The sequence below is a fragment of the Bacillus sp. BF2-3 genome (assembly GCF_008368795.1).
Classification (GTDB): domain Bacteria; phylum Bacillota; class Bacilli; order Bacillales; family Bacillaceae_G; genus Bacillus_A; species Bacillus_A cereus.
Genome location: NZ_QOSA01000028.1, coordinates 57,906 through 83,578 on the forward strand (window position 1 = coordinate 57,906; position 25,673 = coordinate 83,578).

The window sequence follows — 25,673 nt, forward strand, 5'->3', positions numbered from 1 at the left end:
CATTCCCTTTGAATCAGTTCTTTTTTGTTAAGCCTCTAAATTTTGTTTTTGCTGCAGTTCAAACTGCTTCTCACTTCTTCTGGCCATAAATAGATAACATAACACTGCTCCTACTTCACAAAGCGCAATAACAACCCCCATCGGTAATGCTGTATTACTTCCACCGATACCTACTAGCGGCGCAACAAGAGCTCCTGAAATGAACTGTAATAAGCCTAATAAAGCTGATGCTGTTCCTGCAGCTTGTTTCTGATTTCTCATCGCTAATGAAAACCCAGTTGTTGATACAACCCCGACACTTGATACGACAAGGAATAACGAACATAAAACACCGATTAAACCTATTCCTAGTACGATTGTCAGTAGTAAAGATAGGCCACCAACAGCTGCGATAATAATACCAGCAACAAATAATGTCTTCTCATTCACTTTCCCCGCTAAACGACCCGTTACCTGACTAGCAATAATAATACCGATGCCGTTAATCGCAAAGAATAAACTAAATTGCTGTGGTGATGCTCCGTATATGTTCTGCAACACAAATGGTGAGCCCGAAATGTATGCAAACATTGCCGCTGTTACTAATCCTTGTGACAATGCATATCCCATAAACAGACGGTCCTTTAACAATTTTCCGTACGTCGCCAAAGTCCCTGACAAACCACCCGTTTCTCTTTCTTCAGAAGGTAATGTTTCACGCAATACAAAAGTAGCTGAGATTAACATGAATACACTTATTGCTCCAAGAACGATGAAAACACCGCGCCACGTTGTAAACTGTAATAATTGCCCCCCAATAATCGGTGCCAAAATAGGTGCTGCTCCGTTTACTAACATAAGCAGTGAGAAAAACTTCGTCATTTCAGAACCTGAATACATATCACGTACCATCGCACGTGATATAACAATCCCGGCTGATCCTGAAGCTCCTTGTAGGAAGCGCAATAACACTAATGTCCAAATAGATGGCGCAACAGCACAAAGTAAAGAAGAAGCAACATAAATAATAAGAGCAATAATAAGAGGTTTGCGTCTTCCGTAAATATCACTAATTGAGCCAACAAATAATTGTCCTACTGACAGCCCAAGCAAACAAGCTGTTAATGTAAGCTGCGCGAGGGATGCACCTGTTTGCAAATCATCCGTTAACTTCGGTAATGAAGGCAAATACATATCAATAGATAATGGTCCAATCGCCGTAAGTGTTCCTAATACAAGAATCATCCATAACCTGTTTGCCTTTACAGGTTTATATATTTCGTGATTAACTTCATTCACTTTTTCAATTCACCCTTTCCTATACAAACTGAATCGTAACAATTATAGTTACATCATAAACATACGTCAAGTACAGCGCATTTTCCTCTTTCATAATGTAAAAAAAGCGATAGAAATTCTATCGCTTTACTTTTTCACATTGCTATTCGTAAATTTAGATACTGAGGACATCATCTCTCCCGTATCTAAATATGTAATTTGAATTGGGTCTCCTACTTCTGTAAACATAGCATATGGGAATTTCTTCACCGGTATCATAAATACCTTTTGTTCATTCTCTAAAAGTACGTACACGATTGTATTTTCACCTGATTTTTCTTTATATACACGTTGTACAATACCTTCTTTTTGCGCTTCTTTTCCTGTTGAGGTTGGTCTAAATGTATCACCATTACCGCTCATTACGTTTTTATAATTCTCAAGCGCTTCTTTCTGCGAAGAACCTGTCGCAAATATTTTTGCATTAGCAGCATATACAACTGTATGTGCACGTACTAGGCCTCCGTCATCGACAACCGGAATAATCCAAGCTGGTTTACCGTATACGTTATAAATGACAGGCATTGTCCCATGCCATTTCTCTCTCTTAAAGGAATTATCTACTACTTCTGTAGCTGCTGAACCATCCATAATCCCCTTTACTTCTTTTCCATTATAGTAATATAACTTGCCTGTGCGTGCATCTACTAATGAATAGCCTAGGGCTGAATCTACTCCTTCTTTTGGAGAAGTAAAGTCTGTAAAATAATACAGTGTTCCATCTTTACCAAAGATCGGGGTCACGCCTTCTTTCGTTCCCCACTCAGTCGGAATTTTCATATCTGTTTGTGAGAATTTCGTATTCCAAAATCCGTGAATATATTTACCAAAGTACGTATTTAACGTAGATGCAGTCTCATGATTTAATACACCATCAACAAATTTAGGTGCCTTTCCTTTATCATATCTTTTCACTTCACCTGTTTGTGCATCTACTACGACAACACCTTCTACCTCAAATCCAGATCTTCCTGAAATAAATTCACCATACGTCATTGTATAATATGGTTTTCCTTTATCATCAACCTCAAATTTAGGTTTTCCTTTAAAGATTAAATTTGGTTCTGCTTGCCTTACCACACGCTCTAAATTATTACCAAAAAACATGCTTGGCACATATTTCATTTTATAACCGAGGTGCAGTTTCGCTTCCGCATCAGGATTCGTACCTGACATCGTTACATACCCTGGAATTGTCTCAGCTTTACGCGCTTTAAAAAATCCTGAAACTTCAATCGGCGCTACATATAAAGCCTCGCCGTTTACCATTTGTGGCGTTAATTCTCCTAGCTCAAAATAAGCTACTTTCGGAATATCACCAAATACTTTTTTCATCTTATTCTCCGCTGTCTTTGGCGGCACTGTAAACGGCTGGTCATTTTCAGTAAATGGCTCTGAAATATCTTTCTCTACCTTAACAACAGAATCATATTTCTTTTGCGAGATTACTATATCGTGCAAATAACCAAAGTAGCCGTAACTTGCGAGTAAAATAAACATTAGAAGTCCTTTTAATGTACCTTCTAATTTCCCTATTTGATCTTGTGAAAATAAAACAAGCCCAATTAAAATTGCTACTGCAACAGAATAATGAGTAAGAATCGAGTCTACCCGATCATCAATTAGCCAAAAGTATTCATAGATTGCAATACCTATCCAAAATAAAACAGGAATAACTAAAATAGATGATTTCTTACCCTTTACACCCTTCTTATCTCCCTTCTTATCCACTGCTCGAAGCTTACTACTACTTCTTGTCCATGGAATCAAAAACAAAGTAAGAATAGCTAAAACTACAAATTTCATCAAAGGCACTGTCCCCTTTTCTTTTGTATTCCCTTTTAGTATAACAAATAAAGGGTATTAAGGTGAAAATAGGAATAGTTATATTTTTTTACTACTTAATACAATCCCGCTCACTACATATAGAATAGATGCAATATAAAAAATTGTACCAATCGTAAAGAAATCTACTAAATATCCCGTGGCAATAACCGCTACTGCTCCGCCAATGGATGTCCACACATGGTATTTTCCAATCTCATAACCAGCCTTTTCCTGCGCAACCTTTCGTGCTAATGAAGTCTTCTCAGTATTACGCTGCACAGCACCTAAAACTCCCATTACAATTTGAAGAATATACACATGCCATACTTCCGTGGCAATCGGAAAGCAAAGCATTAAGATTGCCATGGACCAAGCGTATATGATTAATAATTTTTTATCACCTACTTGATCAGATACCTTTCCCACTAGTGGATATACAAGTGCTGATGTTAAAGCAAATAAGCCATACGCCCAGCCAAATTGCGAGAAGCTATTTCCAATGTTTCGAAGCAATAATATATAAAAAGGAAATACCATACTTCCTGCCATCATGATGATACTTTGCGAAGCCACAAATCTTCTATATGTCATTTTGTATACTCCCTATAAAATAAATTCACAAATCTCTCTTCTGAATCTAATTCCTTCTTTTTCTTGAGAAATTCTTCAATACGAGGATATGCCCTCTTTAACTGCTCTTTCGTTGGATAAGAATAGTACGGCAAATAGTAACTACCGTTATGCTTTAAAGTAACATCAATCATCTTCCGAATGACATCCTCTGTTTTCTTTATCTCACTCTCTGAGCGTCCCTGGTTAATCAAAAGAACCAGCGCAAACATATCATCTTTCGCATAAGACAAAACTGCATTTTCATTCTTTTCCACGTAACGAATCGTAATGTTGAGTAAATTAAACTCTTCTTCATTTAATACGTTACGTAAATCATCTATATACTCCGTGAAAGCATCTATAGGCACAAAGTATTCTTGTAACACTTCGGTCCTATTTGGATTTTCATATTCCATAAAAGCACTATCTGATCTCATAACATTATTACGCGTCTCATACTTTCCATCTGTACGTTCAAAATAACCTCTTTGTATATCCCAAAACGTATTCTTTCCCCAATCACTATAACGTGATAACCCAAGTAAAAATTTCGGTACCGCTATAATATTTTCTTCCTTTAATTCACTGTACTCTTCTCTCATATTTTGATTTTGTGCCAAAGTATAATCTGTCACATACATCTCTTTTAAAAATGAATTTGGAGCAACAGAAATACGCGCTAAGTGCATACGAACATTCTCATCTCTTTTCACTTTCTCTTTGAAATAAGATGCGTATTCTTTATAATCTATCATTCTCGTGTGCATTTCATATAATTCATCATCTGTTAACTTCAGCGTCACATCTAAAATAACTCCAAATAAACCGTAACCCCCAATGACATATGGAAATAACTCTGCATTTTCTTCTCTACTTACATTACGTACCGTGCCATCTGCCATTAACAATCTAAATGAATCTACTGTATCAATTAGTGCCTCATGACGAATATCACGCCCGTGTACATTTACACTTAATGAACCACCAACAGTAAAAATATTTTGAGACTGCATGACCTGTACCGCAAGGCCATATGGATTTATTTTCTTCTGAATATCATTCCACGTGACACCACTTTGAACTGTAATCTGCTTCTTCTCTGGATCAAATTCTAGTATATTATTATATCCTTTCATATCGAGCATCGTGCCATTTGGATAATATGTCTGTCCTCCTTGGCTATGTTGCATGCCTGCAATGGAAATTTTCTCTCCTGAAACTTTTGCATCTCGCACTAATTTTATTAACGAGCGCTCTTCCGTAGCACTTTCAACACGTTTTATTTTTGTCGGAAGCAATTTACCTACATCACTCATAATAGGATGATCAATTTGTTTTTTATACGTATGTACAGACGTTGCAAGCAAAACCGTATATGCAACAATGACCGCCGCTATCTTTCCTTTTTTCAAATGACACTCTCCTCTTCTACATCTTTTCCTCTTTATATTGTACCTATTTTCCTATGAAGAAAGAATACAAAAAAGAGGGACCTTATTTTAGGTCCCTCCTTATCAAAACTGTTACTTTGCTGCTGGCAATTGTATTGGGTCAAACTTTTCATACGACGTATATTTTGCGTTCGTAATAATGTGTGCTTTATCCTTGCCATTGCTACTCATAATCATGTCTATCTTTGCTGATTCATATTTAAAATCTTTTGTAATGATATATTCTGCATCCACTTCTTCTATCTTCGCATTTTGTGCTTGTAACATTTTCTTCTGCGTTTCATCCATGCTAGTTAACATACTTTCTGTTTCTTGCCCTTTTAATGTAAATTTCAGTTTATATTTATCTCCGCTTTTCTCCAGCTTCATTTTATCTAAAACTACTTCCGGTACTTCTAATTTATCTATAATATCTTGAGTCGCTTTCATTCCACCAGCGTTTAATTGCTCCTCTGGTACGGTTACAACTTCTCCTGTATTAGGGTTTTTTACCTCACCAGCAACTTTACCATCCACAGTATACACTACAACATCTGTACCGGAAATATTCATTTCAGAACGAGAATTCTTTGTCTTTGGCTCTAATTGCATCTTAGCCTTTAATATATCCATCTCAGTTCCCTCAGCTTTTACCCCTACACCATATGTCATCGTTACATGTTCTTCATTTTTAAAAGCTTCATTCGTTTTCTTGAAAACATCTTTCGCCGTTAATTCCTTTTCTTTTTGAACGGATTCTTTTTTCGGCTCATCCGTCTTTGCTGTTTTCTCATTACTACACCCTACCCCTAGACTGATTGCAAGTACTAAACTTGAAACAAAAATAATTTTTTTCATATTGTTGCCCCCTTTCCCAAAATAATATCACCTCTTTTCCTATGAAATCTATATAATTTTTAATCTATACTCACTATATAGCGACATGTTTAATAAAGATCTTAAATATGATGTAAATAAAGACAACTCATTTCAGGAGGACATTATGAAGGCGATCATTTGCACACAGTATGGACCACCTAACGTTCTTCAGCTTCAAAATATAGAGAAACCTATACCTAAAAAGAACGAAGTATTAGTTAAAATTCACGCAACAAGTGTATCGACTGGAGATTGTAGAATACGCGGATTTAATAGCCCTCTATTATTTTGGATTCCTATGCGACTTATATTAGGACTTAGAAAACCGAGAAACCCTATACTTGGCGTAGAATTAGCAGGAGAGATAGAGGAGATCGGGACAGATGTAACTCAATTTAAAAAAGGAGATCAAATTTTTGCATTAACAGAACTAAATCTTGGTGGTTATGCCGAATACACATGCGTGCATGAAAGTGGATTAATAACATTAAAACCTACCAATGTAACGTATGAAGAAGCGGCAGTTATTCCTTTTGGTGGAACTTCAGCGTTGCATTTTCTGAGAAAAGGCCGAATAAAAAAGGGGCAACAAGTTCTCATATATGGTGCCTCTGGATCAGTAGGAACAGCTGCCATACAACTCGCTAAATATTTTGGTGCGATCGTTACAGCTGTTTGTAGTAATTCAAATTTTGAACTAGTGCAATCTTTAGGAGCGGATAAAGTGATTGATTATACGAAAGAAGATTTTACTAAGCGGCGCGAGCGTTACGATATTATATTTGATGCAGTTGGGAAGCATAAAAAATCCCTTTGTAAACAAGTATTAGCGCCTAATGAAAAATATGTATCTGTGAATGGAATGATGGCAAAAGTAAGTAAAGAGGATATGATTCTACTAAAAAGACTAACTGAAACAGAACATTTAAAACCTGTTATTGATAGAACTTACCGATTAGAAGAAATTGCTGAAGCTCATATGTATGTGGAAAAAGGGCATAAAAAAGGAAACGTTTCGATTACCTTAAAATAAAATATATTCAGAAAACAATATTGACAATTCTTTTTGTAAGATTTACTATTAGTACCATACTAAAAAACTACATACACATACTCTTATCAAGAGTGGCGGAGGGACTGGCCCGATGATGCCCGGCAACCGAGCTTATGACGTATAAGCTAAGGTGCTAATTCCTGCAAAACGAGTTTTCGTTTTGGAAGATAAGAGAGGAATCTATTTCGTCTATTCGGCACCTCTCTTATTTTTTGGGAGGTGCTTTTTATTTTGGAACGTATATGAAGGGGGATTTATAGATGAAAAAGGTATTATTAAGCATTGTAAGCGGAGCAGTATTATTATTAGGCGCATGTAGTGTGAGTTCAGATAAAGAGGTAAAAGAATTAGACGAGAAAAAGATTACTGTCGGTGTAACAGGTGGACCACATGAACAAATTTTTGAAAAGGTAAAAGAAGTTGCAGCAAAAGATGGCCTCGAAATTGATATAAAAGTATTTAATGATTATGTAGCGCCAAACGTATCATTAGATGAAAAAAGCCTTGATGTAAATAGCTACCAAACGAAATCGTATTTAGATGTATTTAAAGCTGAACGCAATATGAAATTAGCTGAAGTATTTTCAACAGTAACATTCCCTATGGGTGTATATTCTAAAGATATAAAAGATGTAAAAGACTTAAAAGAGGGCGATGCAATTGCTGTACCAAATGACCCAACGAATGAACTTCGAGCTTTAAAATTATTTGAAAAAGCAGGGGTTTTAAAAGTTGATCCAAAGGCTACAGAAAAAGCGACTGCAAAAGATGTAATTGAAAATCCAAAAAAATTAAAGATTGTCGAATTAGAGGCATCTCAATTACCAACGCAACTAAGTGAAGTGAAAGCAGCTGCAATTAACACAAACTTTGCATTAGGTGCAAAATTAAGTCCAGCGAAAGATTCTATTTTCCGCGAAGGAAAAGATTCACCCTATGTGAACTGGGTTGTTGTTCGTACTGAAAATAAAGATGATGCCGTTGTAAATAAATTAAAGAAAGCTTATCAATCTAAAGAAGTAAAAGAGTTTATCGAGAAAAAATTTGATGGTTCAGTTTTACCATCTTGGTAGGAGCTGACGATAATGATTGAATTAAAAAACATATCCAAAGTATTTACAACAAAAAAAGGGAATGTTGAGGCTCTTAAGTCTACTTCCCTTAAAGTAGAAAAAGGCGAGGTATTTGGAATCATTGGGTATAGTGGCGCTGGTAAAAGTACATTGATTCGATGTGTAAATTTATTAGAAAAACCAACGACAGGAAATATCATTGTAAACGAACAAGACTTAACAACGTTATCGACAAAAGAACTAGCAAAAGCGAGACAAAAAATCGGAATGATCTTTCAAGGATTCAATTTACTTAAAACTGTTACCGTTTATGAAAATATCGCATTACCGTTACGGCTTGCTGGCGTTCCAAAATTAGAAATTGAAAAAAGGGTAGAAAAGTATTTACGTATTGTCGATCTTTTTAATCGAAAAGATGCCTATCCGAGTGAACTTTCTGGTGGCCAGAAACAACGTGTTGCCATTGCACGTGCACTATCACATGAACCGGAAGTGTTATTAAGCGACGAAGCAACGAGTGCTTTAGATCCAGAAACAACTGATTCTATTCTTGACCTATTATTAAAGATTAATGAGGAAATCGGGATTACAATTTTATTAATTACACATGAAATGAATGTCATCCAACGTATATGCGACCGAGTTGCTGTTATGGAACATGGAGCAGTAATTGAAAGCGGGACTGTGAAGGAGATCTTCACAAACCCACAACATGTAACAACGAAGAAATTTGTAAATAGTGCATTTGCAGCAAAAATCCCAGCTGAAGTACAAAAAGAACTACAAAGAACCGGAGAAATCGTAACACTTTCATTTATAGGAAATTCTTCTGGTGAACCAGCGTTAGCTATCGCTACAAAACGTTTCCAAGTGTATCCAAATATTTTATCCGGTAATATTACACAGTTAAAACATGAGGCATACGGGAAACTTGTCATTCATATGCAAGGGGAACAAAATGAAATCAACCACGCTTTATCATTTTTACAAGTGCAAGGAATCATCATAGAAGGGGGTAGAACAGATTATGGGAAACAAGTCCTTTTTGGATGAATGGGGTAAAGTCATATGGGAAGCAACCATTCAAACATTTCAAATGACATCTATTTCACTATTCATCTCTATCCTTATTGCACTACCACTTGGTGTCACACTTGTTTTAACAAGACCTGGTGGGCAGCACGAAAATAAAATCATTTACCCAATTCTTAATACAATTATTAATATCATTCGCTCTCTTCCATTTATCATTCTATTATTCTTCATTTTACCTTTTACAAAGTTTCTAATGGGAACCTCCATTGGTGTACAAGGCGTAATCGTACCGCTTGTCGTATTCACGGCCCCTTATATTGCACGATTAATGGAAACTGCTTTATTAGAAGTAGATCGCGGCGTTATTGAAGCCTATCAAGCAATGGGCGTTTCTACTATAAAAATTATTTGGCACGTTATGGTGAAAGAAGCTCGTCCCTCCCTTGTACTTGGATTAACAATTGCAACGATTGGCTTAATCGGCGCAACAGCAATGGCTGGTCTTGTAGGCGCTGGTGGGCTAGGGGACTTAGCATATCGCTTCGGACATTTACGCTATGAACCTGAAGTAATGTATGCAACTGTCTTTATTTTAATTATCCTCGTTCAAGGATTACAGTCTTTAGGGAATGGTATTGCACGAAGGTTGAAGAAAGATTAAAAAAAGAAGGTATCTCACCAAGGTGAGATACCTTCTTTTTTATCTTTTAAATCCACCTTCTGAATGAATAACTTGCCCAGTAATCCACTCAGCTTCTTCACTTACTAGAAATTTAATGAGTCTAGCTGCATCCTTTGGCTCACCAATTCTGCCAAAAGGAAACATCGGCTTTAACCCTTGTTTTATCTCTTCAGTCATCCATCCTGTATCAGTTGGTCCTGGATTAATTGCATTCACTGTTATTCCTAAATGAGCTACCTCTGCTGACAACGTACTAGTAAGAGCATCAATAGCTCCCTTCGTTGTTGCATACGCTAGTTCTCCTACCATAGGACCTTGAAATTGCCCCGAAGTCATATTCACAATTCTACCACCAGATTTTTTATCAAATCCACGGGCAAATTGACTACTGAGCAATGTAGTCGCACGAATATTCACCATATAATGCTTATCTAATTCTTCAGCAGTCAACGTAGAGAAATCATTATTCGTAGAATATGCTGCATTATTAATTAATATATGAGGGTACCCTAATTGTTCAGTAACTTTATTTATAAGCTCTTTCGGTGCATCATTCCGAGTTAAATCTAACTCCATGCTTGATACTCTAACACCGTTTTGTAATAGCTCTTCTTCTAATTGTATTTGTTCATTTTTCTCAACGCCCCATGGCATCTCTTTATCATAATCCGTCCAATACGTAAAAAATATATCGTATCCTGATTCAGCCAATTCTTTGCAAATTGCTGCGCCTATACCGTCTAGACGACTTACCCCTGTAATAACTGCTACTTTATTTTTTAATTGGTTCATCATATACTCCTCCAAGTTTAAAGGACGCATATTTTATATAAGAGATATAAACTTTCCCACAAAAAAGACAGATACATAAAATAGGCACCTATCCTTATAAAAGGGATGTACAAGCCAAATATGCATTCCTTGAATGATTTACAGATAACTAAATAAACCCTCGCTTATGAGAGAAAAATTCATCTATCTAGTTTCTAATCATTACAAGTTCCTCCACATATCTAGTCTTTGCCTCCTTTTGATATATCTCTATTATTAGTCTATCAAAAAAGATGAAATGTTACAAAAAATAAAACAATTACTCAAAACATATATTCGTTCACATTTCCTCTATTGTGAATTTATTCACAATATATATATAATAAACATGTAAATACAATATTGGAGGGATTTCAATGGTTATCAATTTTTTAAGAACTGATAAACGTGCTACTTTCATATTATTACTTTTACGGCTTTACATAGGGTATACATGGCTCGCTGCTGGGATAGGCAAAGTCTTCGGACAATCTTTTGACGCAAGTGGCTTTCTAAAGGGTGCTATTGCTCAAGCATCAGGTGACCACCCTGCAGTACAAAGTTGGTGGGCAGATTTTCTTCAACATTTTGTCCTTCCAAACGCAGACCTATTTAGCTTTTTAGTTCAATGGGGAGAAATTTTAGTAGGTCTAGGTTTAATTTTAGGCGGATTAACAAAAACAGCTGCATTTTTCGGAATCATAATGAATCTTTCATTTTTATTAAGTGGAACCGTTAGTGTAAACCCAAACCTGCTTATTTTGACTATGTTCATTTTAGTTGCAGGGCAGAACGCTGGACGTATTGGATTAGATGGCTATGTTTTCCCTAAACTTTTCCGTAAAAACAACCACGGAACATATAAATTAAGTAAAACTGCATAGTAACAGTTTACTTTTAAAATATAAATAAGAAAAAGAGCCTGAATATAGGCTCTTTTTCTTATTTCTCCTAATTTAAACTTTTAACGAGCCACGAAAACCTCTGGCAGCATAGTAAGAGTCTGCTCCATTATGGTACACGAACACATGTCCAAAGCGATAATCGCAAAATAAAGCACCACCGAGTTCTCGAATATCTGAAGGTGTTTGTACCCAACTTGATGATTTCATGTCAAAATCGCCAAGTTGTTGCAATTCCCGATACTGTTCTTCCGTTAATAATTCAATGCCCATAGCATTGGCAACATCAATAACGTTATTTTCTGGTTTATGTTTTTTTCTTGATTCTAACGCTTCAAGATCATAACAAAGACTTCTGCGGCCTTTAGGACTCTCCTTTGAACAATCATAGAAAGTATATTCGTCCTTTTCTTCATCATAACCAACAACATCCGGTTCACCACCAGTTACTTCCATTTCGTTAAGTGACCACATTTTTTCATTATTAGTAGTCAGCTTCGCTTCAACTTTAGCCCATTCAAGACCTTCATGGCGGTTCATGTTTTTCTCAAAACGAGCTTGCAATACTTTCAATAACTCTTCACGTTTTTCTACTAGTAAGTCATTTTTATTTCCTGTCATATTAGTCCTCCCTGATTTATGTACTGATAGTAGTTTAAGTATATATTTTATAATAAATCATCTCAATATGAAGACCGTTTCAACCTTATGTCTTGTACAAACATCCCTTACAAAGTCCTAAAACCCTCCATACTCTCTCCAAGAATATAGTGTGAAAACCACATCAAGTTCTGCTTCATAATAGCCACATGAACTCCTGGTTGGTCAGAACTATATGCCATTCCTTTAAATATAATTAATTCTGTATCAACTTCCATATCCATTAATCCTTGATATAGATCATATGCATTTGTAATTGGAATTCTTGCATCCTTTTCCCCATGTTGAATTAAGGTAGGCGTACAAGCTGATTTAATATACGTCATAGGTGATGTCTTCGTATATATCTCTGGATCATTCCATGGAGTATTTCCTAAATACATTCTAATAAAGTAAGGTATATCTGTATTTACATAATGGGTACTCCAGTTAGTTATTCCACCGCCAACTGAAATAGCTTTAAACCGACTACTAAACGTAGAACAGAAAGCTGATACATATCCACCGTTGCTCCATCCCATAACTCCTACTCTATCCTTGTCTACCATCCCTTTTTCTACTAGTTCATCCACTCCAGATATAACATCATCGTAGTCAGCAATCCCCTGTTTTCTATAGTTAGCTTTTAAAAATTCATTACCATAACCTGAACTTCCTCTGTAATTTGGTTCTAAAACGATAAAGCCTTTTTCAACAAACTGTTCAATCGGATATTTCTCATTGAAGCAGTCTGAAAATATCGGAAAAGATGCCCAAGCCGGACCGCCGTGAATTACTACTAATAAAGGATATTTTTTATTAGTGTCCAACTCTACTGGCGTTGATAAAACACCTTCTATTTCAAGACCATCGCTACTTTTCCATGAGATGATTTCCCTGTTACTTCTAAGTTTCCCTTTGAAAAAGCTATTTTCATCCGTTATTTTTTTATCGTCTAAATAGATTTCAAAGGTTTCATTTGTTATAGCCTTATTGTAGGATACATGTTTGCCATCCTTTGTTATAGAAGCATCCATTATAAAGCCATCTACTTTTTCGCTTAATATTTCCACAGTGCCATCTTCGGCTAGCAAACCAATAAGATAATTCGTTTTATTCTGCCACCTAATTAAAACCCCTTTAGCTGTCCACTGTAATGGCATAACCGTACTATCAAAATTTGTTACAGGTTGAATTACCTTTCCGGTATTTATATCATATATCTCTAACGTACTATCTTGTATATGGTTTCTATAGTAACCCTTCTCTCTTATGCTTGCTGTGTAACATATTTCACTGCCGTCAGGAGAAAAGCAAACACTCCCTCCCAACAACTTATCCACATTCAGCTTTTGTAGCTCTCCAGCTTTAATATGGAGTATGTATAGATCTCCATTTATATAATCTGCCATATTTGAGCTTGGTGTCGCCATAAATACAACCTTTTTACCATCATTTGAAATATCAAATTCATGGATATGAAAATCCTTACCATCCGTTAATTGATAAACAACTCTGTTCTTGTGTTCATCTGTATCACTTTGTATCACCTTCTCTATTTCAATGTAATATAAACAATTATTCTGGTGTTCCTTACCTATATGTTGAAAATCTCCATATAGGTCCTTACGTTTCTTTATCTCCTCACATTCTTTTGACTGCGTAACATAATAAAGACCCTTGCCAGTAGGACCCCATTTGAATGTACTGACTCCTTCTTTCTCATCGGTAATTTGAACCTCTCTATAACCATCTAGTGACTTAACAAATATCTGATTTTTCCCATCACCAACTGGACTAAGATATGCGATACACCTAGCATCTGGAGACCATAATGGGTGTGTACTATCTATATCACCATTTGATAATGGGTAACTCTGCTTCTTATCTTTTTCATATATCCATACATGATTCCTATATGTATTGTCTTTCCAATCAGCCGTCTTCTTAACAAATGCTACGTTTTTACCATCATCACTTATGTTTGTACTTGATACGGTTGGCAATGAAATAATCTCTTCTATACTTAGATATGTTTTTTCATTCACTTTCATCAATATCCCCCCTTGAAATGTCCATAAATCTCTCGTCTCTTTTTGCCGTAATAAAGGAAATTGTTCACGAATACTTAAAATGATAACGGAAAATTCAGATAAATAAAAGTGAAGTCGATAAAGTAAAACTTTAATTTATGGAGTTCTATCCACTTACCAATTCTAGATGTTCTTTTTCGACACAAAAACACCCCTTTTAGATACAAATTTGTAAATTTATTTTAAAGCTATAACTATATATTGGTTTGGAATAAAATTTGATAAAAATGAAGTCACAAATCTTTATTTAACAACAAAAAAATTCATTTTGAAAAAACGATTGATCAAAATAGAATCACTCTTTTTAACTAAGTATGAGATTTTTATAAAAAAATTTTAATCAAAACTCACTTAGAATCTTTACTTGAAGGAATAAAGCTTCGCATCTTTTTTGTGAACATCGTTAAACTAAGATAAATTTTGACCGTATCTGTAATTAATTGTAAAATATTATACGTAGAAAGGTATTATAAAATAAATATAGAAGGGGTATGTTTTTTAGTTTTAAAGGGGCTAAAGCACATCTATTTTATGTTTTGAAAGGGAGAATTGAAAAATCATATGAAGAATTTCAAAAAGAGTACAGGTAAAATTTTACTAGCATCTGGATTAGTAGTTTCTATGTCAGCTTGTAGTGTAACAAATTTATTTGGAGAAAAAGAAAAAACAAATGCTGAATCTGGTAAACAAGAAAGTAAAGAAACTAAGACAGAAGGTAAATCATCTGAAACAAAGGAAAAATCAACTAACTCAAAAGAAGAAAGTAAAGATGTTAAGATGATTATGGTTTTGCCTGAGGATTACCCACAACTTATGGTAGACATTGAAGAAGACTTATTAAGACGTCTAGATTACTATGATGCTTCTGTGAGGGATAATAAAAAGGGAAGTAAGTCAAATGAAGAGGTACGAGATAGTATTAAAGACTTAGATAAAGTATTTAATAAAATAGAGCGTATAGATGCACCAGGAAAATACAAGGAAGATCATAAGGAAATTGTAAAAGCTGTTCAAAAGTTAAAAGAATCTTTCAAAGAAGTATCGAAGTTATTTGATTACTCTAAAACACTTAAAGATACGGATGATGCAATCATAGATAAAGCAAACAATAAATTAGATGAAGCAAAACGCATTTGGAAACCTGTATTTAATAAGTTAAAAGCGGAAGCTAAGGGTGGTTCAACAACTACTTCTACAACAAGTGGTACTAGTTCTTCTAACTCACCGAGTTTATCTAGTGGTAATACAGTTAAAACATACAGTACCCAAGATAAAACTGGTATATTCAAAGGAAAAATTGATACACCAGACGAGGATTCCGCTAAGTTTAAGAATGTACAGAACAACTATAAAGACGGTACAGAGCTTGTAGGTAATTGGGGTATTGATTACGGAGACGGAGTCAAAACTACGTTAGTCCTAAAAGCAGATAAGACATTTGAAACATATGCAAATGGTTCTTATCCAAATAAAGATAATTACTTAACAGGAACATACCAAGCAGACGTTTCTTCCCATCAGTTAACGCTAATGGTGGAAAAAGGAACTCAAAATGGTCAAGAAGTGAAATTGGAAAGACCTATTTATTCATCATATGAGGTTAAAAATTTAGATGGTAAAGCGTTACAGATTTTCCACATAGACGAACAAGTAACAATTTGTTATGTAAAACAATAAATAACTAAAGAAACTCTGTAAAATGATTTTTACAGAGTTTTTTCTTAGTTTTAATTTATTTCAAACGTATAACTATACTTATTAACCTACCAATCTCCTACTCAACAGTAACAGACTTAGCTAAGTTACGTGGCTTATCAACGTCACACTCGCGGTGAAGTGCTGCGTAGTATGAGATAAGTTGTAATGGAATAACTGCTACTAGCGGTGCTAGCGCTTCGTGTACAGCTGGTAATACGAAGCTGTCTCCTTCCATTTCTAAGCCTTTCATTGAGATGATACATGGGTTAGCTCCGCGTGCTACTACCTCTTTCACGTTGCCGCGAATTCCAAGGTTTACGTGCTCTTGTGTAGCAAGTGCGATAACTGGTGTACCATTTTCGATTAAAGCGATTGTACCGTGTTTTAACTCTCCTCCAGCGAATCCTTCTGCTTGGATGTAAGAGATTTCTTTTAGTTTTAACGCACCTTCTAATCCTACGTAGAAGTCTACGCTACGTCCGATGAAGAAACAGTTACGCGTTGTCGCTAAAAATTGTTTTGCTAATGCGTCCATTTCTTCTTTTTGATCACAAAGTTCTATCATTGCATTTGCTACAAGTCCTAGTTCGTGTGTTAAATCGAAATCAAGAACTTCACCTTTTGCTTTAGCAATATCAGCCGCTAAAATTGAAAGTACTGCAAGCTGTGCTGTGTAAGCTTTCGTTGATGCAACTGCAATTTCTGGTCCAGCGTATAACGGAAGTGTATAATCAGCTTCACGAGAAAGCGTAGAACCAGGCACGTTTGTAATTGTTAATGCTTTATGGCCCATTTCATTTGTTTGCACAAGTACTGCACGGCTATCAGCTGTTTCACCACTTTGTGAAATGTAAATGAAGAATGGTCTTTCTGTTAATAATGGCATGTTGTAAGAGAATTCACTTGCCACGTGTACTTCAACTGGCATTTTTGCAAACTTCTCGATAAATTGTTTTCCAACAAGACCTGCATGATAACTCGTTCCACATGCAATGATGTAAATACGATCGCTATCTAAGATCGCATTGCGGATGTCTTGATTTAATTCAATTTCGCCATTTTCATCTTGATACTTTTGAATTATATTACGGATTACAAGTGGTTGCTCATCGATTTCTTTAAGCATGAAATGAGGATATGTTCCCTTTTCAATATCACTTGCGTCTAATTCCGCTGTAAACGGTGCACGTTCAATCGTTTCACCTTGTAAGTTTTTAATTGTAATACTTTCTTTCGTTACGATTACGATTTCTTTATCCATTAACTCAATAAATTGATCTGTAACTTGTAACATCGCCATAGCGTCGCTTGCCACAACATTAAAGTTGTCACCAACACCTACTAATAGCGGGCTTTTGTTTTTAGCAACATAAATCATGTTTGGATTTTCAGCATCAAGTAATCCGATTGCATAAGAGCCATGTAAAAGAGATAGCGTATTACGGAACGCTTCTTCTACACTTAATCCTGTGCTCACTTGTTGTTCCATAAGCTGTACGATAACCTCTGTATCTGTTTCACTTACGAACGTTACATCTTGTAAATATTCCTTTTTCACTAATTCATAGTTTTCAATTACACCGTTATGAACTAATGTAAAGCGTTTTGATGTACTTTGATGCGGATGCGCGTTTACTTTACTTGGAACACCGTGTGTAGCCCAGCGTGTGTGTCCGATACCCACGCTTGCTGCTACGTTCTCATCTACGATTTCACGAAGTTTTGCGATACGGCCTTTTTCTTTGTATACAACAACGCCGTTCTCTGCTTGTACTGCAATACCTGCTGAATCATATCCACGATATTCTAGCTTTTCTAAACCTTTTAATAAAATTTCCTTTGCATCTTGCTCTCCAATAAATCCTACGATTCCACACATGTTTAGTCGCCGTTACAAATGCTTACACTGCTCTGCGAACATGTAACGACATAGTCCGATACCATTTTTATTTATACTAAAAAACGGATTACATATTGCTAGCCCTGTAAGCTTGTAACGGCTTTCACCTTCCTCTCGATTGGGTTTAAGTCCGTATATACTTATACAGCTAGTTTTCATCCGTTCCTCTTCTCTCATCACACTTTCACCTTTGTCCACTAAGTCACCTTAATGATTTAAGTAAAAGCTTGCGGTTGTGATGAACAACCGGGAGTCATCCGCCGAAATCTCGATAAACCCCACCTCGTCAACTACACTATTTGTAGTTCTGGCGCTTTTATAATTTACAATATTTCCTTTGAGAAAAAGAACAAGACCATCTTATAACAAACATGGATAAACCGTCAATGAAATTTTTTTCATCGTCTATAAAACATATGAAAAAGGAGCACTTTTTGTGCTCCTTTTTCATATAAATTCAGCTAATCATTCAGCGCCAACTTCAGCTTTCACAACTTCTACAATGCGATGTACATATGCATCACAAACTTCTTGTGTTGGTGCTTCTGCCATTACACGAATAAGTGGCTCTGTTCCAGATGGACGAACAAGAATACGGCCATCACCGTTCATTTCTTCCTCTACAACACGAATAATTTCTTTAATTTTTTCATTTTCTAATGCTAATTTTTTATCTGTTACACGAACGTTTACTAACAATTGTGGGAATTTCGTCATTTCTCCTGCAAGCTCAGATAATGGCTTTTTCGTCATTTTCATGATGTTTACAAGTTGAAGTGCACTTAACATTCCATCACCAGTTGTAATGTAATCAAGTAAGATAATATGGCCTGATTGTTCTCCACCTAGGTTGTAACCTCCACGCTTCATTTCTTCCATTACGTAGCGGTCACCAACTGCTGTTTTATCACTTGTAATATTATTTGCTTCAAGTGCCTTGTAGAAACCTAAGTTACTCATAACAGTTGAAACAACTGTATTATGTTTTAATTGACCAGTTTCTTTCATATATTTCGCACAAATGAACATAATTTGATCACCGTCAACGATGTTTCCTTTTTCGTCTACAGCAATTAAACGGTCGCCATCGCCATCAAAAGCAAGTCCGATATCCGCACCTTTTTCTTTTACCAATTCAGCTAAGCCTTCTGGATGTGTAGATCCTACACCCTCATTAATATTCATACCGTTTGGAGAAGTTCCCATTGTTGAAATATCAGCTTCTAGGTCTGCAAATAAGTATGGAGCTAGAGAAGAAGTTGCACCATGTGCACAATCTAAAGCGATATGTAGGCCAGAGAAATCTTCTTCAACAGTTTGTTTAATGTACTGTAAATATTTTTGTCCACCTTCAAAGTAATCGCTCACTTGTCCAAGATTAGTACCTGTCGGACGTGGTAGTTCATCAACTTCTTTGTCTAATAAAGCTTCAATCTCAGCTTCTTGCTCATCTGTTAATTTAAAGCCGTCTGAACCAAAGAATTTAATACCGTTATCTTGTACTGGATTATGAGATGCAGAAATCATAACACCCGCTTGTGCATCTAGTGCTTTTGTTAAATAAGCAACGCCCGGTGTAGAAATAACGCCAAGGCGCATTACTTCTGCTCCAGTTGATAATAGACCTGCTACTAAAGCTCCTTCTAACATATGACCAGATACACGTGTATCACGACCGATAATTACTTTTGGACGATCTGTATCTTTTGTTAATACATAACCACCAAAACGTCCAATTTTGAAAGCTAATTCAGGTGTTAACTCCTTATTTGCAACTCCGCGTACTCCATCTGTACCAAAATATTTACCCATTATGATTCGCTCCTTTTTCTTGCTCTTTTTGATTATCTACTGTTGGTTCTTGACTCGTTTCTTTATCTTTATCTTGATTTTGATTTTGGTTTTGATTCTTTTCCTGTTCTTTTTCTGAATCAGGTTCAGGATTTTTTGGTTTCTCATTTTGATTTTCTTGATCCGTATTTGAATCCGGTTGTTGACCGTTACCCTGTACTTCTTTATCTGGTTTTTCTTTCTTCACAATAGTAACTTTAGCACTTTTTTGTTTTGGCTCTATTGAAATATTACCAGGACCGCTCACTTGAATGGAAATATCTTTCGTCCCTGAGGATACATTTTGCAGATTAATTACCGCTGTTATTTGAGCAGCTGTTATTTTATCTACTATACTTGCTTCTCCTGAAATATCAACACTTATCTTTCCATCTTGCGGCGAAAGTAGCTGAGCAGTAACATCTTTAGACAGTCCATTTTTCTGGATTGGGATACCATCAATCGTTTTTGTTTTCGTTTGTTTTGTTTTTTGCACTCCCACCGAAACCTTCACTTGATTCGGTTTTGCACTTGTTACACCCTTGGGTAATAAAACAGAGGCATCGAATGTTGTAGACTCTGTCAATTGACTAAGATCTACTTCGACCCCCTCTAGCGATTGTATATTATCCAAAATATCTTTTGGACCAGCTATCGTTACTTCTCTCGGTTCAACACTGATATTTGTAACCGCCAATCCTTCTGCTAAACTCCCCTTCTTCGTATACGTTACAGGAACAGTTTTTTCAGTATTATTGGCTGTAGTTTGCGTTGCCACATTCAACGTTACACTAATCTTAGATGGACTTGTTCTTACATTTAAACGTTTTCCTTCTTTATTGTATAATGTAACTTCGGGCGTTTTTGTAACAGTTTTATTAACACCTTTTAAATCAACATACGCTTTGGCAGAGGAAATGCTTTCAATTTCTTCTTTCGTCCCAACTACCTCAACAGTATCCGGTTTAAGGCTTGATTTTTCTAGAGTAGCCCCCGCTGGCATCTGATCCTCATTTGATAATTTCAGATCTACATGAACATATTTTCTCGCCTTTTCATGAAGAGTAACTTTAATTGTTGATGGCTGAACTGTTCCTTTCACATCATCTGGAAGCCCGTTCGTTTTTAAAGAAATCTCATAAGTTCCTTTTGGACTATCTCGCAAATCAACCGGTATGTCAAATTGTTTTTTTGCTTTTGCTGTAGCAACTGATGCTTTTGGGCCTTCTAATTTTACTTTAACGCCCTCTGCCGGAATACCACTTACAATATATTTCTCCTCATCATACTTAAGATTAATAGCATAATTAGTTAATGTTTCTTTCGTATCATTTGCAAAAGGTAATATACCTGATGTCGTATTTTTTTCAGTTAACGTCGCTGACATAAAAAGCATACACGCCAATAGTAATGAGATCCCTTTTAAAAACCAATGATTCTCCATTAACTTATCCATGACGCTTTCTCCTCCAATTCCATAAAGACGAAGAAGTCGTTTTTTCGTTTCCACTAAATTCAGCTAATAACATATCTTTCAGCTGTTCTGTCTTCAAATCACGATGCAACTTACCATTTTTCGTTAAAGAAATTTGACCAGTTTCTTCAGACACAACTACTGTAATACTATCAGTAACTTCACTAACTCCCATTGCAGCACGATGTCTAGTTCCTAATTCTTTAGAAATAAACGGACTTTCTGATAATGGAAGATAGCATGCTGCTGCTTTAATTGTACTTCCTTGCATAATTACCGCTCCGTCATGAAGAGGTGTATTTGGAATAAAAATATTAATAAGTAATTCCGATGATACGTTTGCATTAAGCGGAATACCCGTTTCCACATAATCACCCATACCGGTCTCTTTTGACAAAGTAATTAATGCACCAATTCTACGTTTCCCCATATATTCGGTTGCTTTTGCTATCGCTGTTGCAACCATTTCAGGTTCATCATCCTCATGCGTTCCAACACGCGAAAATAAACTCCCACGCCCTAGCTGCTCAAGTGCTCTTCGCAATTCTGGCTGAAAGATAATAATAACGGCTAAAAATCCCCACGTTAATACTTGTTCAGTTAGCCAAGATAGCGTACGCAATTCAAGGAAAATACTGATCATCTTAACGACGATAATAACTGTAATCCCTTTTAAAAGTTGAACAGCTTTCGTCCCTCGGATTATAAGAATTAGCTTATATATAATAAACCATACAATGGCAATATCTAATGCCGTACTAAGATATTTCAAAATGGTCGTATCTTCAAAAGGCATGCTATCCCTTCCTCCTACTTACGAGCAATTCTATCCATATATTGAAATATTGTTTTATGCTCTATCTGTATGTATTTCCAACAACTAGTTAATTATACCATACATGAAACAAACGACAATTACAAACAACCCCCTTTAGCTCAAATTGGTAAGATGTCAAACATTTTTATTGTACAGTATAATATAAATCATTATTATACGCTTATTTTCAAATAAAAAAAGCAACTTCTCAGTTGCTTTTCTTACATTTATTTTAGTTTTTCACCGAATAAAGAACCCATTAAAGCAACTGCTGTTGTTGCCGTTCTATTTCTCTCATCTAAAATCGTATTTACCTCAACAAATTCAGCAGATGTGATAATATCAGCTTCTGCTAACATTTCCATCGCCAAATGACTTTCACGATAAGATAGACCGCCAATTACAGGCGTTCCAACACCTGGTGCATCATGAGGATCAAGACCATCTAAATCTAATGATAAGTGTACACCATCGGTATGAGATAAATATGCGATTGTTTCTTCCATCACAGCCGTCATCCCCATACGATCAATTTCATGCATTGAGAACACTTTAATACCTTCATTGCGAATGAAATCTTTTTCTCCTTCATCCAATGCACGCGCACCGATAATTACGACATTCTCTTTTTTCACCTTTGGATATGCTCCGTATAAATCTACAAGTGAAGAATGTCCATAACCTAAACTTGCTGCAAGTGACATACCATGAATATTTCCAGATGGTGAAGTTTCCTCTGTATTTAAATCACCGTGTGCATCATACCAAATAACGCCTAAGTTTTTATAATGTTTTGCTACACCAGCTAATGTACCGATAGCAATACTATGGTCACCACCTAATACAAGTGGAAAACGACCTTCTTCTATAATATGATCCACCTTACTTGCTAATTCATTACATACAGTTGCAACTTGTGTAAGGTTTCTTAATTTTGTATTTTCATCTATCTCTTTTTCTCTCTCTATACATATATCTCCCATATCTTTAACGTCATATCCAATTTCTTCAATTCTTTCAATTACCCCTGCATAACGGATCGCGCTCGGTCCCATATCAACTCCACGACGCATCTGTCCTAAATCCATTGGAACTCCAATAACTGAGATTTCTTTTTTCATAGATAGTATCCCCCTTTTATGCCTTCACTAAATATTTTAAATCTTTTATATAGTCTGACTCAACTCGACATTTTTCTGTATGGATATACAATTTATTCACTTATATTCACGTTGAAAACCAAATTTCAAGACTATTCTATGTATAAAGTTAACTTAATGAAACAATCGCAATCACTATTATTAAATAATAATAATAAAACACTCCTATATTTAGAAGTGTTTTTCTGATGCTATTTTCCATACTGTTGCAATATTCTTCGTTGTCATTTCAATATTTTCTTCTGCTACTTTATATGCTTCTTCTAGTGTCATCGGTCTCGTTGTGATACTAAATACCGCATCTATTCCTTTCTCGTACACAGCTGAATAATCAGATGATACAGACCCTCCAATAGCAATTACAGGCACAGAAAAACGTTTTGCACGCCCCGCAACACCCACAGGAGCCTTTCCATATGCAGTTTGTTTATCTATTCTACCTTCACCAGTTATAATAAGATGTGCATCTTCTATATGTTTATCGAAATTTGTATAATCTAATACAATTTCAATGCCCCTACGCAAGTCTCCCTTTAACACTGAAATAACAGCCGCTCCCATTCCTCCCGCTGCCCCTGCACCAGGTATTTCAGATACATCAAAAGATACATATCGTTTAAGCATATTCGCATAATGTTGTAAATTCTCATCTAGCTCTTTCATCATCTCTATATTTGCACCCTTTTGTCTCCCAAATACGAAAGATGCTCCCTGCATTCCGACTAATGGATTATCCACATCACATGCCGCTTCTATCTTTACCCCCTTTAAGCGTGGGTCCATTCGTGAAAAATCAATAGTAACAATCGAGTGTAATGTGCCTCCAGATGGATCTATTACTTCACCCTTACCATTTATAAACCTTACTCCTAAAGCCGCTAACATACCTGCCCCGCCATCATTTGTAGCACTTCCTCCAAGTCCTAAAATTATGTACTCCACTCCTTGATCTAGCGCATGTAATATAAGTTCTCCTGTTCCTTTTGTCGTTGTAATAAGTGGGTTGCGCTTTTCAACTGGAACGTGCTGTAATCCTGATGCTGCTGCCATTTCAATAAACGCTGTCTTTTTATCTTTAGAAATGCCATAAAAAGCTTGTATACCTTCTCTAAGCGGTCCTGTCACACTAATTGATATAATTCTCCCCCCTGTAGCATCAACAAGTGATTCAACCGTCCCTTCTCCTCCATCTCCAATTGGTATTTTCACATACTCTGCATTAGGAAAAATTGCTCTAAAACCTCTTTCAATAGCTCCACATACTTCTATAGCTTTTAGGCTTTCTTTATATGAATCAGATGCAATAACAACTTTCACAATTATCTCCCCATCCCTTATTTTTACGTTTTCTTCATTTTAAACGACAAGTATAAAAGTTGTCTTTTTAAACACAAAAAAAGCTTACATCGTATGATGTAAGATATTTTATTTAGGTGGAGCCTAGCGGGATCGAACCGCTGACCTCCTGCGTGCAAGGCAGGCGCTCTCCCAGCTGAGCTAAGGCCCCTAATTAATTAGGCGGAAGACTGGATTCGAACCCGCGACCCCACCTTGGCAAGGTTGTATTCTACCACTGAACTACTTCCGCAAAAATGATGAGCCATGAAGGACTCGAACCTTCGACCCTCTGATTAAAAGTCAGATGCTCTACCAACTGAGCTAATGGCTCGTAAATGGCTGGGCTAGCTGGATTCGAACCAGCGCATGACGGAGTCAAAGTCCGTTGCCTTACCGCTTGGCTATAGCCCATTAATATTTACTAGTATGGTTATCTTTTCAAAAAAATAAACCCTCTCAGGTTATTTTAAAGAAAATGGTGGAGGGGGGCAGATTCGAACTGCCGAACCCGAAGGAGCGGATTTACAGTCCGCCGCGTTTAGCCACTTCGCTACCCCTCCGACATTTTAAATATATATGGTGGAGGATGACGGGATCGAACCGCCGACCCCCTGCTTGTAAGGCAGGTGCTCTCCCAGCTGAGCTAATCCTCCAAAAGTGGTGACCCGTACGGGATTCGAACCCGTGTTACCGCCGTGAAAGGGCGGTGTCTTAACCACTTGACCAACGGGCCAAAAAAGTTTTAAACCTATTCCCAAGCTTCCAACCGGGCTTGAACCGGTGACCTCTTCCTTACCATGGAAGTGCTCTACCAGCTGAGCTATGGAAGCATAATGGCTCCGCAGGTAGGACTCGAACCTACGACCGATCGGTTAACAGCAAATAGCACTACCACTGAGCTACTGCGGAATAATATTAGCTTGGCGACGTCCTACTCTCACAGGGACAAGGTCCCAACTACCATCGGCGCTAGAGAGCTTAACTTCCGTGTTCGGTATGGGAACGGGTGTGACCTCTCTGCCATCATCACCAAACTTTTATGAAAGGCATATTCCTTCAAAATGTAAGAAGAAATTTTACATATATATTCCTTCAATACTAGA

General features: G+C 36.4%; 21 protein-coding genes, 9 tRNA genes, 1 rRNA gene and 1 riboswitch. Of the genes, 6 read left to right on the forward strand and 25 right to left on the reverse strand.

Annotated features, from left to right (window positions below; genetic code table 11):
- Positions 1–27 precede the first annotated feature (27 nt).
- The 5 genes from DN401_RS21110 to DN401_RS21130 all read right to left on the reverse strand — a co-directional run bounded on the left by DN401_RS21110 (position 28) and on the right by DN401_RS21130 (position 6,044).
- On the reverse strand, positions 28–1,287 hold the full coding sequence (locus tag DN401_RS21110; protein WP_232305183.1) for a multidrug effflux MFS transporter: 1,260 nt from the start codon (positions 1,285–1,287) through the stop codon (positions 28–30).
- 117 nt (positions 1,288–1,404) lie between these two features.
- Positions 1,405–3,123 carry a DUF3981 domain-containing protein gene (locus tag DN401_RS21115; protein WP_000674035.1) on the reverse strand — a complete coding sequence of 573 codons (1,719 nt, stop codon included), beginning with the start codon at positions 3,121–3,123 and terminating at the stop codon, positions 1,405–1,407.
- Between the two features lie 78 nt (positions 3,124–3,201).
- Positions 3,202–3,735, reverse strand: coding sequence for an MFS transporter (locus tag DN401_RS21120; protein ID WP_000222352.1), 534 nt, complete (start codon positions 3,733–3,735; stop codon positions 3,202–3,204).
- A complete protein-coding gene (locus DN401_RS21125; RefSeq protein ID WP_000715437.1) occupies positions 3,732–5,168 on the reverse strand; it encodes an FAD-binding oxidoreductase in 1,437 nt (478 codons plus the stop codon). Before DN401_RS21125 ends, DN401_RS21120 begins: the two co-directional genes overlap by 4 nt.
- 111 nt (positions 5,169–5,279) lie before the next feature.
- Entirely contained in the window at positions 5,280–6,044 is a 765-nt protein-coding gene (locus DN401_RS21130) for a DUF6612 family protein (protein WP_000720094.1), read from the reverse strand.
- Positions 6,045–6,189: 145 nt separating this feature from the next.
- Here DN401_RS21130 and DN401_RS21135 point away from each other — a divergent pair, with 145 nt between their 5' ends.
- From DN401_RS21135 to DN401_RS21150, 4 genes are all read left to right on the forward strand, one after another.
- Positions 6,190–7,098 (forward strand): NAD(P)-dependent alcohol dehydrogenase, encoded by a 909-nt coding sequence (locus tag DN401_RS21135; protein ID WP_000643881.1) that lies wholly within the window; start codon positions 6,190–6,192, stop codon positions 7,096–7,098.
- 80 nt (positions 7,099–7,178) lie between these two features.
- A riboswitch (SAM riboswitch) is annotated at positions 7,179–7,293 on the forward strand.
- Positions 7,294–7,379: 86 nt separating this feature from the next.
- Positions 7,380–8,192: a MetQ/NlpA family ABC transporter substrate-binding protein gene (locus DN401_RS21140; RefSeq protein ID WP_000756994.1), complete on the forward strand. Its 813-nt coding sequence runs from the start codon at positions 7,380–7,382 to the stop codon at positions 8,190–8,192.
- Positions 8,193–8,204: 12 nt separating this feature from the next.
- Complete coding sequence (locus DN401_RS21145) at positions 8,205–9,245, forward strand: methionine ABC transporter ATP-binding protein (RefSeq protein ID WP_000571314.1); 1,041 nt, start codon at positions 8,205–8,207, stop codon at positions 9,243–9,245.
- Complete coding sequence (locus DN401_RS21150; protein WP_000527136.1) at positions 9,220–9,888, forward strand: methionine ABC transporter permease; 669 nt, start codon at positions 9,220–9,222, stop codon at positions 9,886–9,888. The genes DN401_RS21145 and DN401_RS21150 overlap by 26 nt, the downstream gene beginning before the upstream one ends.
- 39 nt (positions 9,889–9,927) lie before the next feature.
- Here the strand turns inward: DN401_RS21150 and DN401_RS21155 are convergent, their stop codons facing one another.
- On the reverse strand, positions 9,928–10,704 hold the full coding sequence (locus DN401_RS21155; RefSeq protein WP_048655827.1) for an SDR family oxidoreductase: 777 nt from the start codon (positions 10,702–10,704) through the stop codon (positions 9,928–9,930).
- 392 nt (positions 10,705–11,096) lie between these two features.
- Here DN401_RS21155 and DN401_RS21160 point away from each other — a divergent pair, with 392 nt between their 5' ends.
- Complete coding sequence (locus DN401_RS21160) at positions 11,097–11,603, forward strand: DoxX family membrane protein (protein WP_000236367.1); 507 nt, start codon at positions 11,097–11,099, stop codon at positions 11,601–11,603.
- Positions 11,604–11,675: 72 nt separating this feature from the next.
- Here the strand turns inward: DN401_RS21160 and DN401_RS21165 are convergent, their stop codons facing one another.
- Both DN401_RS21165 and DN401_RS21170 read right to left on the reverse strand, forming a co-directional pair.
- Complete coding sequence (locus DN401_RS21165; RefSeq protein ID WP_000147394.1) at positions 11,676–12,242, reverse strand: DUF4256 domain-containing protein; 567 nt, start codon at positions 12,240–12,242, stop codon at positions 11,676–11,678.
- A gap of 107 nt (positions 12,243–12,349) precedes the next feature.
- Positions 12,350–14,314 carry a S9 family peptidase gene (locus DN401_RS21170; protein WP_000867231.1) on the reverse strand — a complete coding sequence of 655 codons (1,965 nt, stop codon included), beginning with the start codon at positions 14,312–14,314 and terminating at the stop codon, positions 12,350–12,352.
- Between the two features lie 588 nt (positions 14,315–14,902).
- Here DN401_RS21170 and DN401_RS21175 point away from each other — a divergent pair.
- Positions 14,903–16,030, forward strand: coding sequence for a DUF3994 domain-containing protein (locus DN401_RS21175; RefSeq protein WP_011109777.1), 1,128 nt, complete (start codon positions 14,903–14,905; stop codon positions 16,028–16,030).
- Positions 16,031–16,127: 97 nt separating this feature from the next.
- Here DN401_RS21175 and glmS read toward each other — a convergent pair whose 3' ends face one another.
- The 17 genes from glmS to rrf form a co-directional block, all read right to left on the reverse strand.
- A complete protein-coding gene (glmS, locus tag DN401_RS21180; RefSeq protein ID WP_000334163.1) occupies positions 16,128–17,930 on the reverse strand; it encodes a glutamine--fructose-6-phosphate transaminase (isomerizing) in 1,803 nt (600 codons plus the stop codon).
- Positions 17,931–17,942: 12 nt separating this feature from the next.
- A complete protein-coding gene (locus DN401_RS21185; protein ID WP_001206405.1) occupies positions 17,943–18,128 on the reverse strand; it encodes a hypothetical protein in 186 nt (61 codons plus the stop codon).
- A gap of 288 nt (positions 18,129–18,416) precedes the next feature.
- Positions 18,417–19,763 carry a phosphoglucosamine mutase gene (gene glmM, locus DN401_RS21190; RefSeq protein ID WP_000521476.1) on the reverse strand — a complete coding sequence of 449 codons (1,347 nt, stop codon included), beginning with the start codon at positions 19,761–19,763 and terminating at the stop codon, positions 18,417–18,419.
- A complete protein-coding gene (locus DN401_RS21195; protein WP_000359601.1) occupies positions 19,756–21,237 on the reverse strand; it encodes a CdaR family protein in 1,482 nt (493 codons plus the stop codon). The genes glmM and DN401_RS21195 overlap by 8 nt, the downstream gene beginning before the upstream one ends.
- The gene (cdaA, locus tag DN401_RS21200; RefSeq protein ID WP_001115697.1) at positions 21,230–22,051 is read right to left on the reverse strand and encodes a diadenylate cyclase CdaA; all 822 of its coding nucleotides are present in this window, start codon (positions 22,049–22,051) and stop codon (positions 21,230–21,232) included. Before cdaA ends, DN401_RS21195 begins: the two co-directional genes overlap by 8 nt.
- Positions 22,052–22,299: 248 nt before the next feature.
- Positions 22,300–23,193: an arginase gene (rocF, locus tag DN401_RS21205; RefSeq protein ID WP_000711563.1), complete on the reverse strand. Its 894-nt coding sequence runs from the start codon at positions 23,191–23,193 to the stop codon at positions 22,300–22,302.
- A gap of 210 nt (positions 23,194–23,403) precedes the next feature.
- Positions 23,404–24,549, reverse strand: coding sequence for a glycerate kinase (locus DN401_RS21210; RefSeq protein ID WP_000869587.1), 1,146 nt, complete (start codon positions 24,547–24,549; stop codon positions 23,404–23,406).
- Positions 24,550–24,666: 117 nt separating this feature from the next.
- Positions 24,667–24,739: transfer RNA gene (locus DN401_RS21215), tRNA-Ala, on the reverse strand.
- A gap of 10 nt (positions 24,740–24,749) precedes the next feature.
- Positions 24,750–24,820 (reverse strand) — tRNA-Gly (locus tag DN401_RS21220).
- An 8-nt stretch (positions 24,821–24,828) separates the two neighbouring features.
- A tRNA-Lys gene (locus DN401_RS21225) sits at positions 24,829–24,901 on the reverse strand.
- Positions 24,902–24,906: 5 nt separating this feature from the next.
- Positions 24,907–24,981 (reverse strand) — tRNA-Gln (locus DN401_RS21230).
- A gap of 65 nt (positions 24,982–25,046) precedes the next feature.
- Positions 25,047–25,130 (reverse strand) — tRNA-Tyr (locus tag DN401_RS21235).
- A gap of 17 nt (positions 25,131–25,147) precedes the next feature.
- Positions 25,148–25,223 (reverse strand) — tRNA-Val (locus DN401_RS21240).
- Positions 25,224–25,228: 5 nt separating this feature from the next.
- Positions 25,229–25,303 (reverse strand) — tRNA-Glu (locus tag DN401_RS21245).
- A 24-nt stretch (positions 25,304–25,327) separates the two neighbouring features.
- A tRNA-Thr gene (locus tag DN401_RS21250) sits at positions 25,328–25,400 on the reverse strand.
- 4 nt (positions 25,401–25,404) lie between these two features.
- Positions 25,405–25,479: transfer RNA gene (locus tag DN401_RS21255), tRNA-Asn, on the reverse strand.
- A 9-nt stretch (positions 25,480–25,488) separates the two neighbouring features.
- Positions 25,489–25,604 (reverse strand): 5S ribosomal RNA (gene rrf / locus DN401_RS21260).
- Positions 25,605–25,673 lie beyond the last annotated feature (69 nt).

Bases quoted from the DNA above. Each gene is read 5' to 3' on its own strand.
- DN401_RS21150 (WP_000527136.1), top strand. From the start codon at position 9,220: ATGGGAAACAAGTCCTTTTTGGATGAATGGGGTAAAGTCATATGGGAA.
- DN401_RS21160 (WP_000236367.1), top strand. From the start codon at position 11,097: ATGGTTATCAATTTTTTAAGAACTGATAAACGTGCTACTTTCATATTA.
- glmM (WP_000521476.1), bottom strand. From the start codon at position 19,763: ATGGGTAAATATTTTGGTACAGATGGAGTACGCGGAGTTGCAAATAAG.
- DN401_RS21185 (WP_001206405.1), bottom strand. From the start codon at position 18,128: ATGAGAGAAGAGGAACGGATGAAAACTAGCTGTATAAGTATATACGGA.
- DN401_RS21195 (WP_000359601.1), bottom strand. From the start codon at position 21,237: ATGGATAAGTTAATGGAGAATCATTGGTTTTTAAAAGGGATCTCATTA.
- cdaA (WP_001115697.1), bottom strand. From the start codon at position 22,051: ATGCCTTTTGAAGATACGACCATTTTGAAATATCTTAGTACGGCATTA.
- DN401_RS21120 (WP_000222352.1), bottom strand. From the start codon at position 3,735: ATGACATATAGAAGATTTGTGGCTTCGCAAAGTATCATCATGATGGCA.
- DN401_RS21130 (WP_000720094.1), bottom strand. From the start codon at position 6,044: ATGAAAAAAATTATTTTTGTTTCAAGTTTAGTACTTGCAATCAGTCTA.
- DN401_RS21115 (WP_000674035.1), bottom strand. From the start codon at position 3,123: ATGAAATTTGTAGTTTTAGCTATTCTTACTTTGTTTTTGATTCCATGG.
- glmS (WP_000334163.1), bottom strand. From the start codon at position 17,930: ATGTGTGGAATCGTAGGATTTATTGGAGAGCAAGATGCAAAGGAAATT.
- DN401_RS21140 (WP_000756994.1), top strand. From the start codon at position 7,380: ATGAAAAAGGTATTATTAAGCATTGTAAGCGGAGCAGTATTATTATTA.
- DN401_RS21165 (WP_000147394.1), bottom strand. From the start codon at position 12,242: ATGACAGGAAATAAAAATGACTTACTAGTAGAAAAACGTGAAGAGTTA.
- DN401_RS21145 (WP_000571314.1), top strand. From the start codon at position 8,205: ATGATTGAATTAAAAAACATATCCAAAGTATTTACAACAAAAAAAGGG.
- DN401_RS21155 (WP_048655827.1), bottom strand. From the start codon at position 10,704: ATGATGAACCAATTAAAAAATAAAGTAGCAGTTATTACAGGGGTAAGT.
- DN401_RS21170 (WP_000867231.1), bottom strand. From the start codon at position 14,314: ATGAAAGTGAATGAAAAAACATATCTAAGTATAGAAGAGATTATTTCA.
- rocF (WP_000711563.1), bottom strand. From the start codon at position 23,193: ATGAAAAAAGAAATCTCAGTTATTGGAGTTCCAATGGATTTAGGACAG.
- DN401_RS21135 (WP_000643881.1), top strand. From the start codon at position 6,190: ATGAAGGCGATCATTTGCACACAGTATGGACCACCTAACGTTCTTCAG.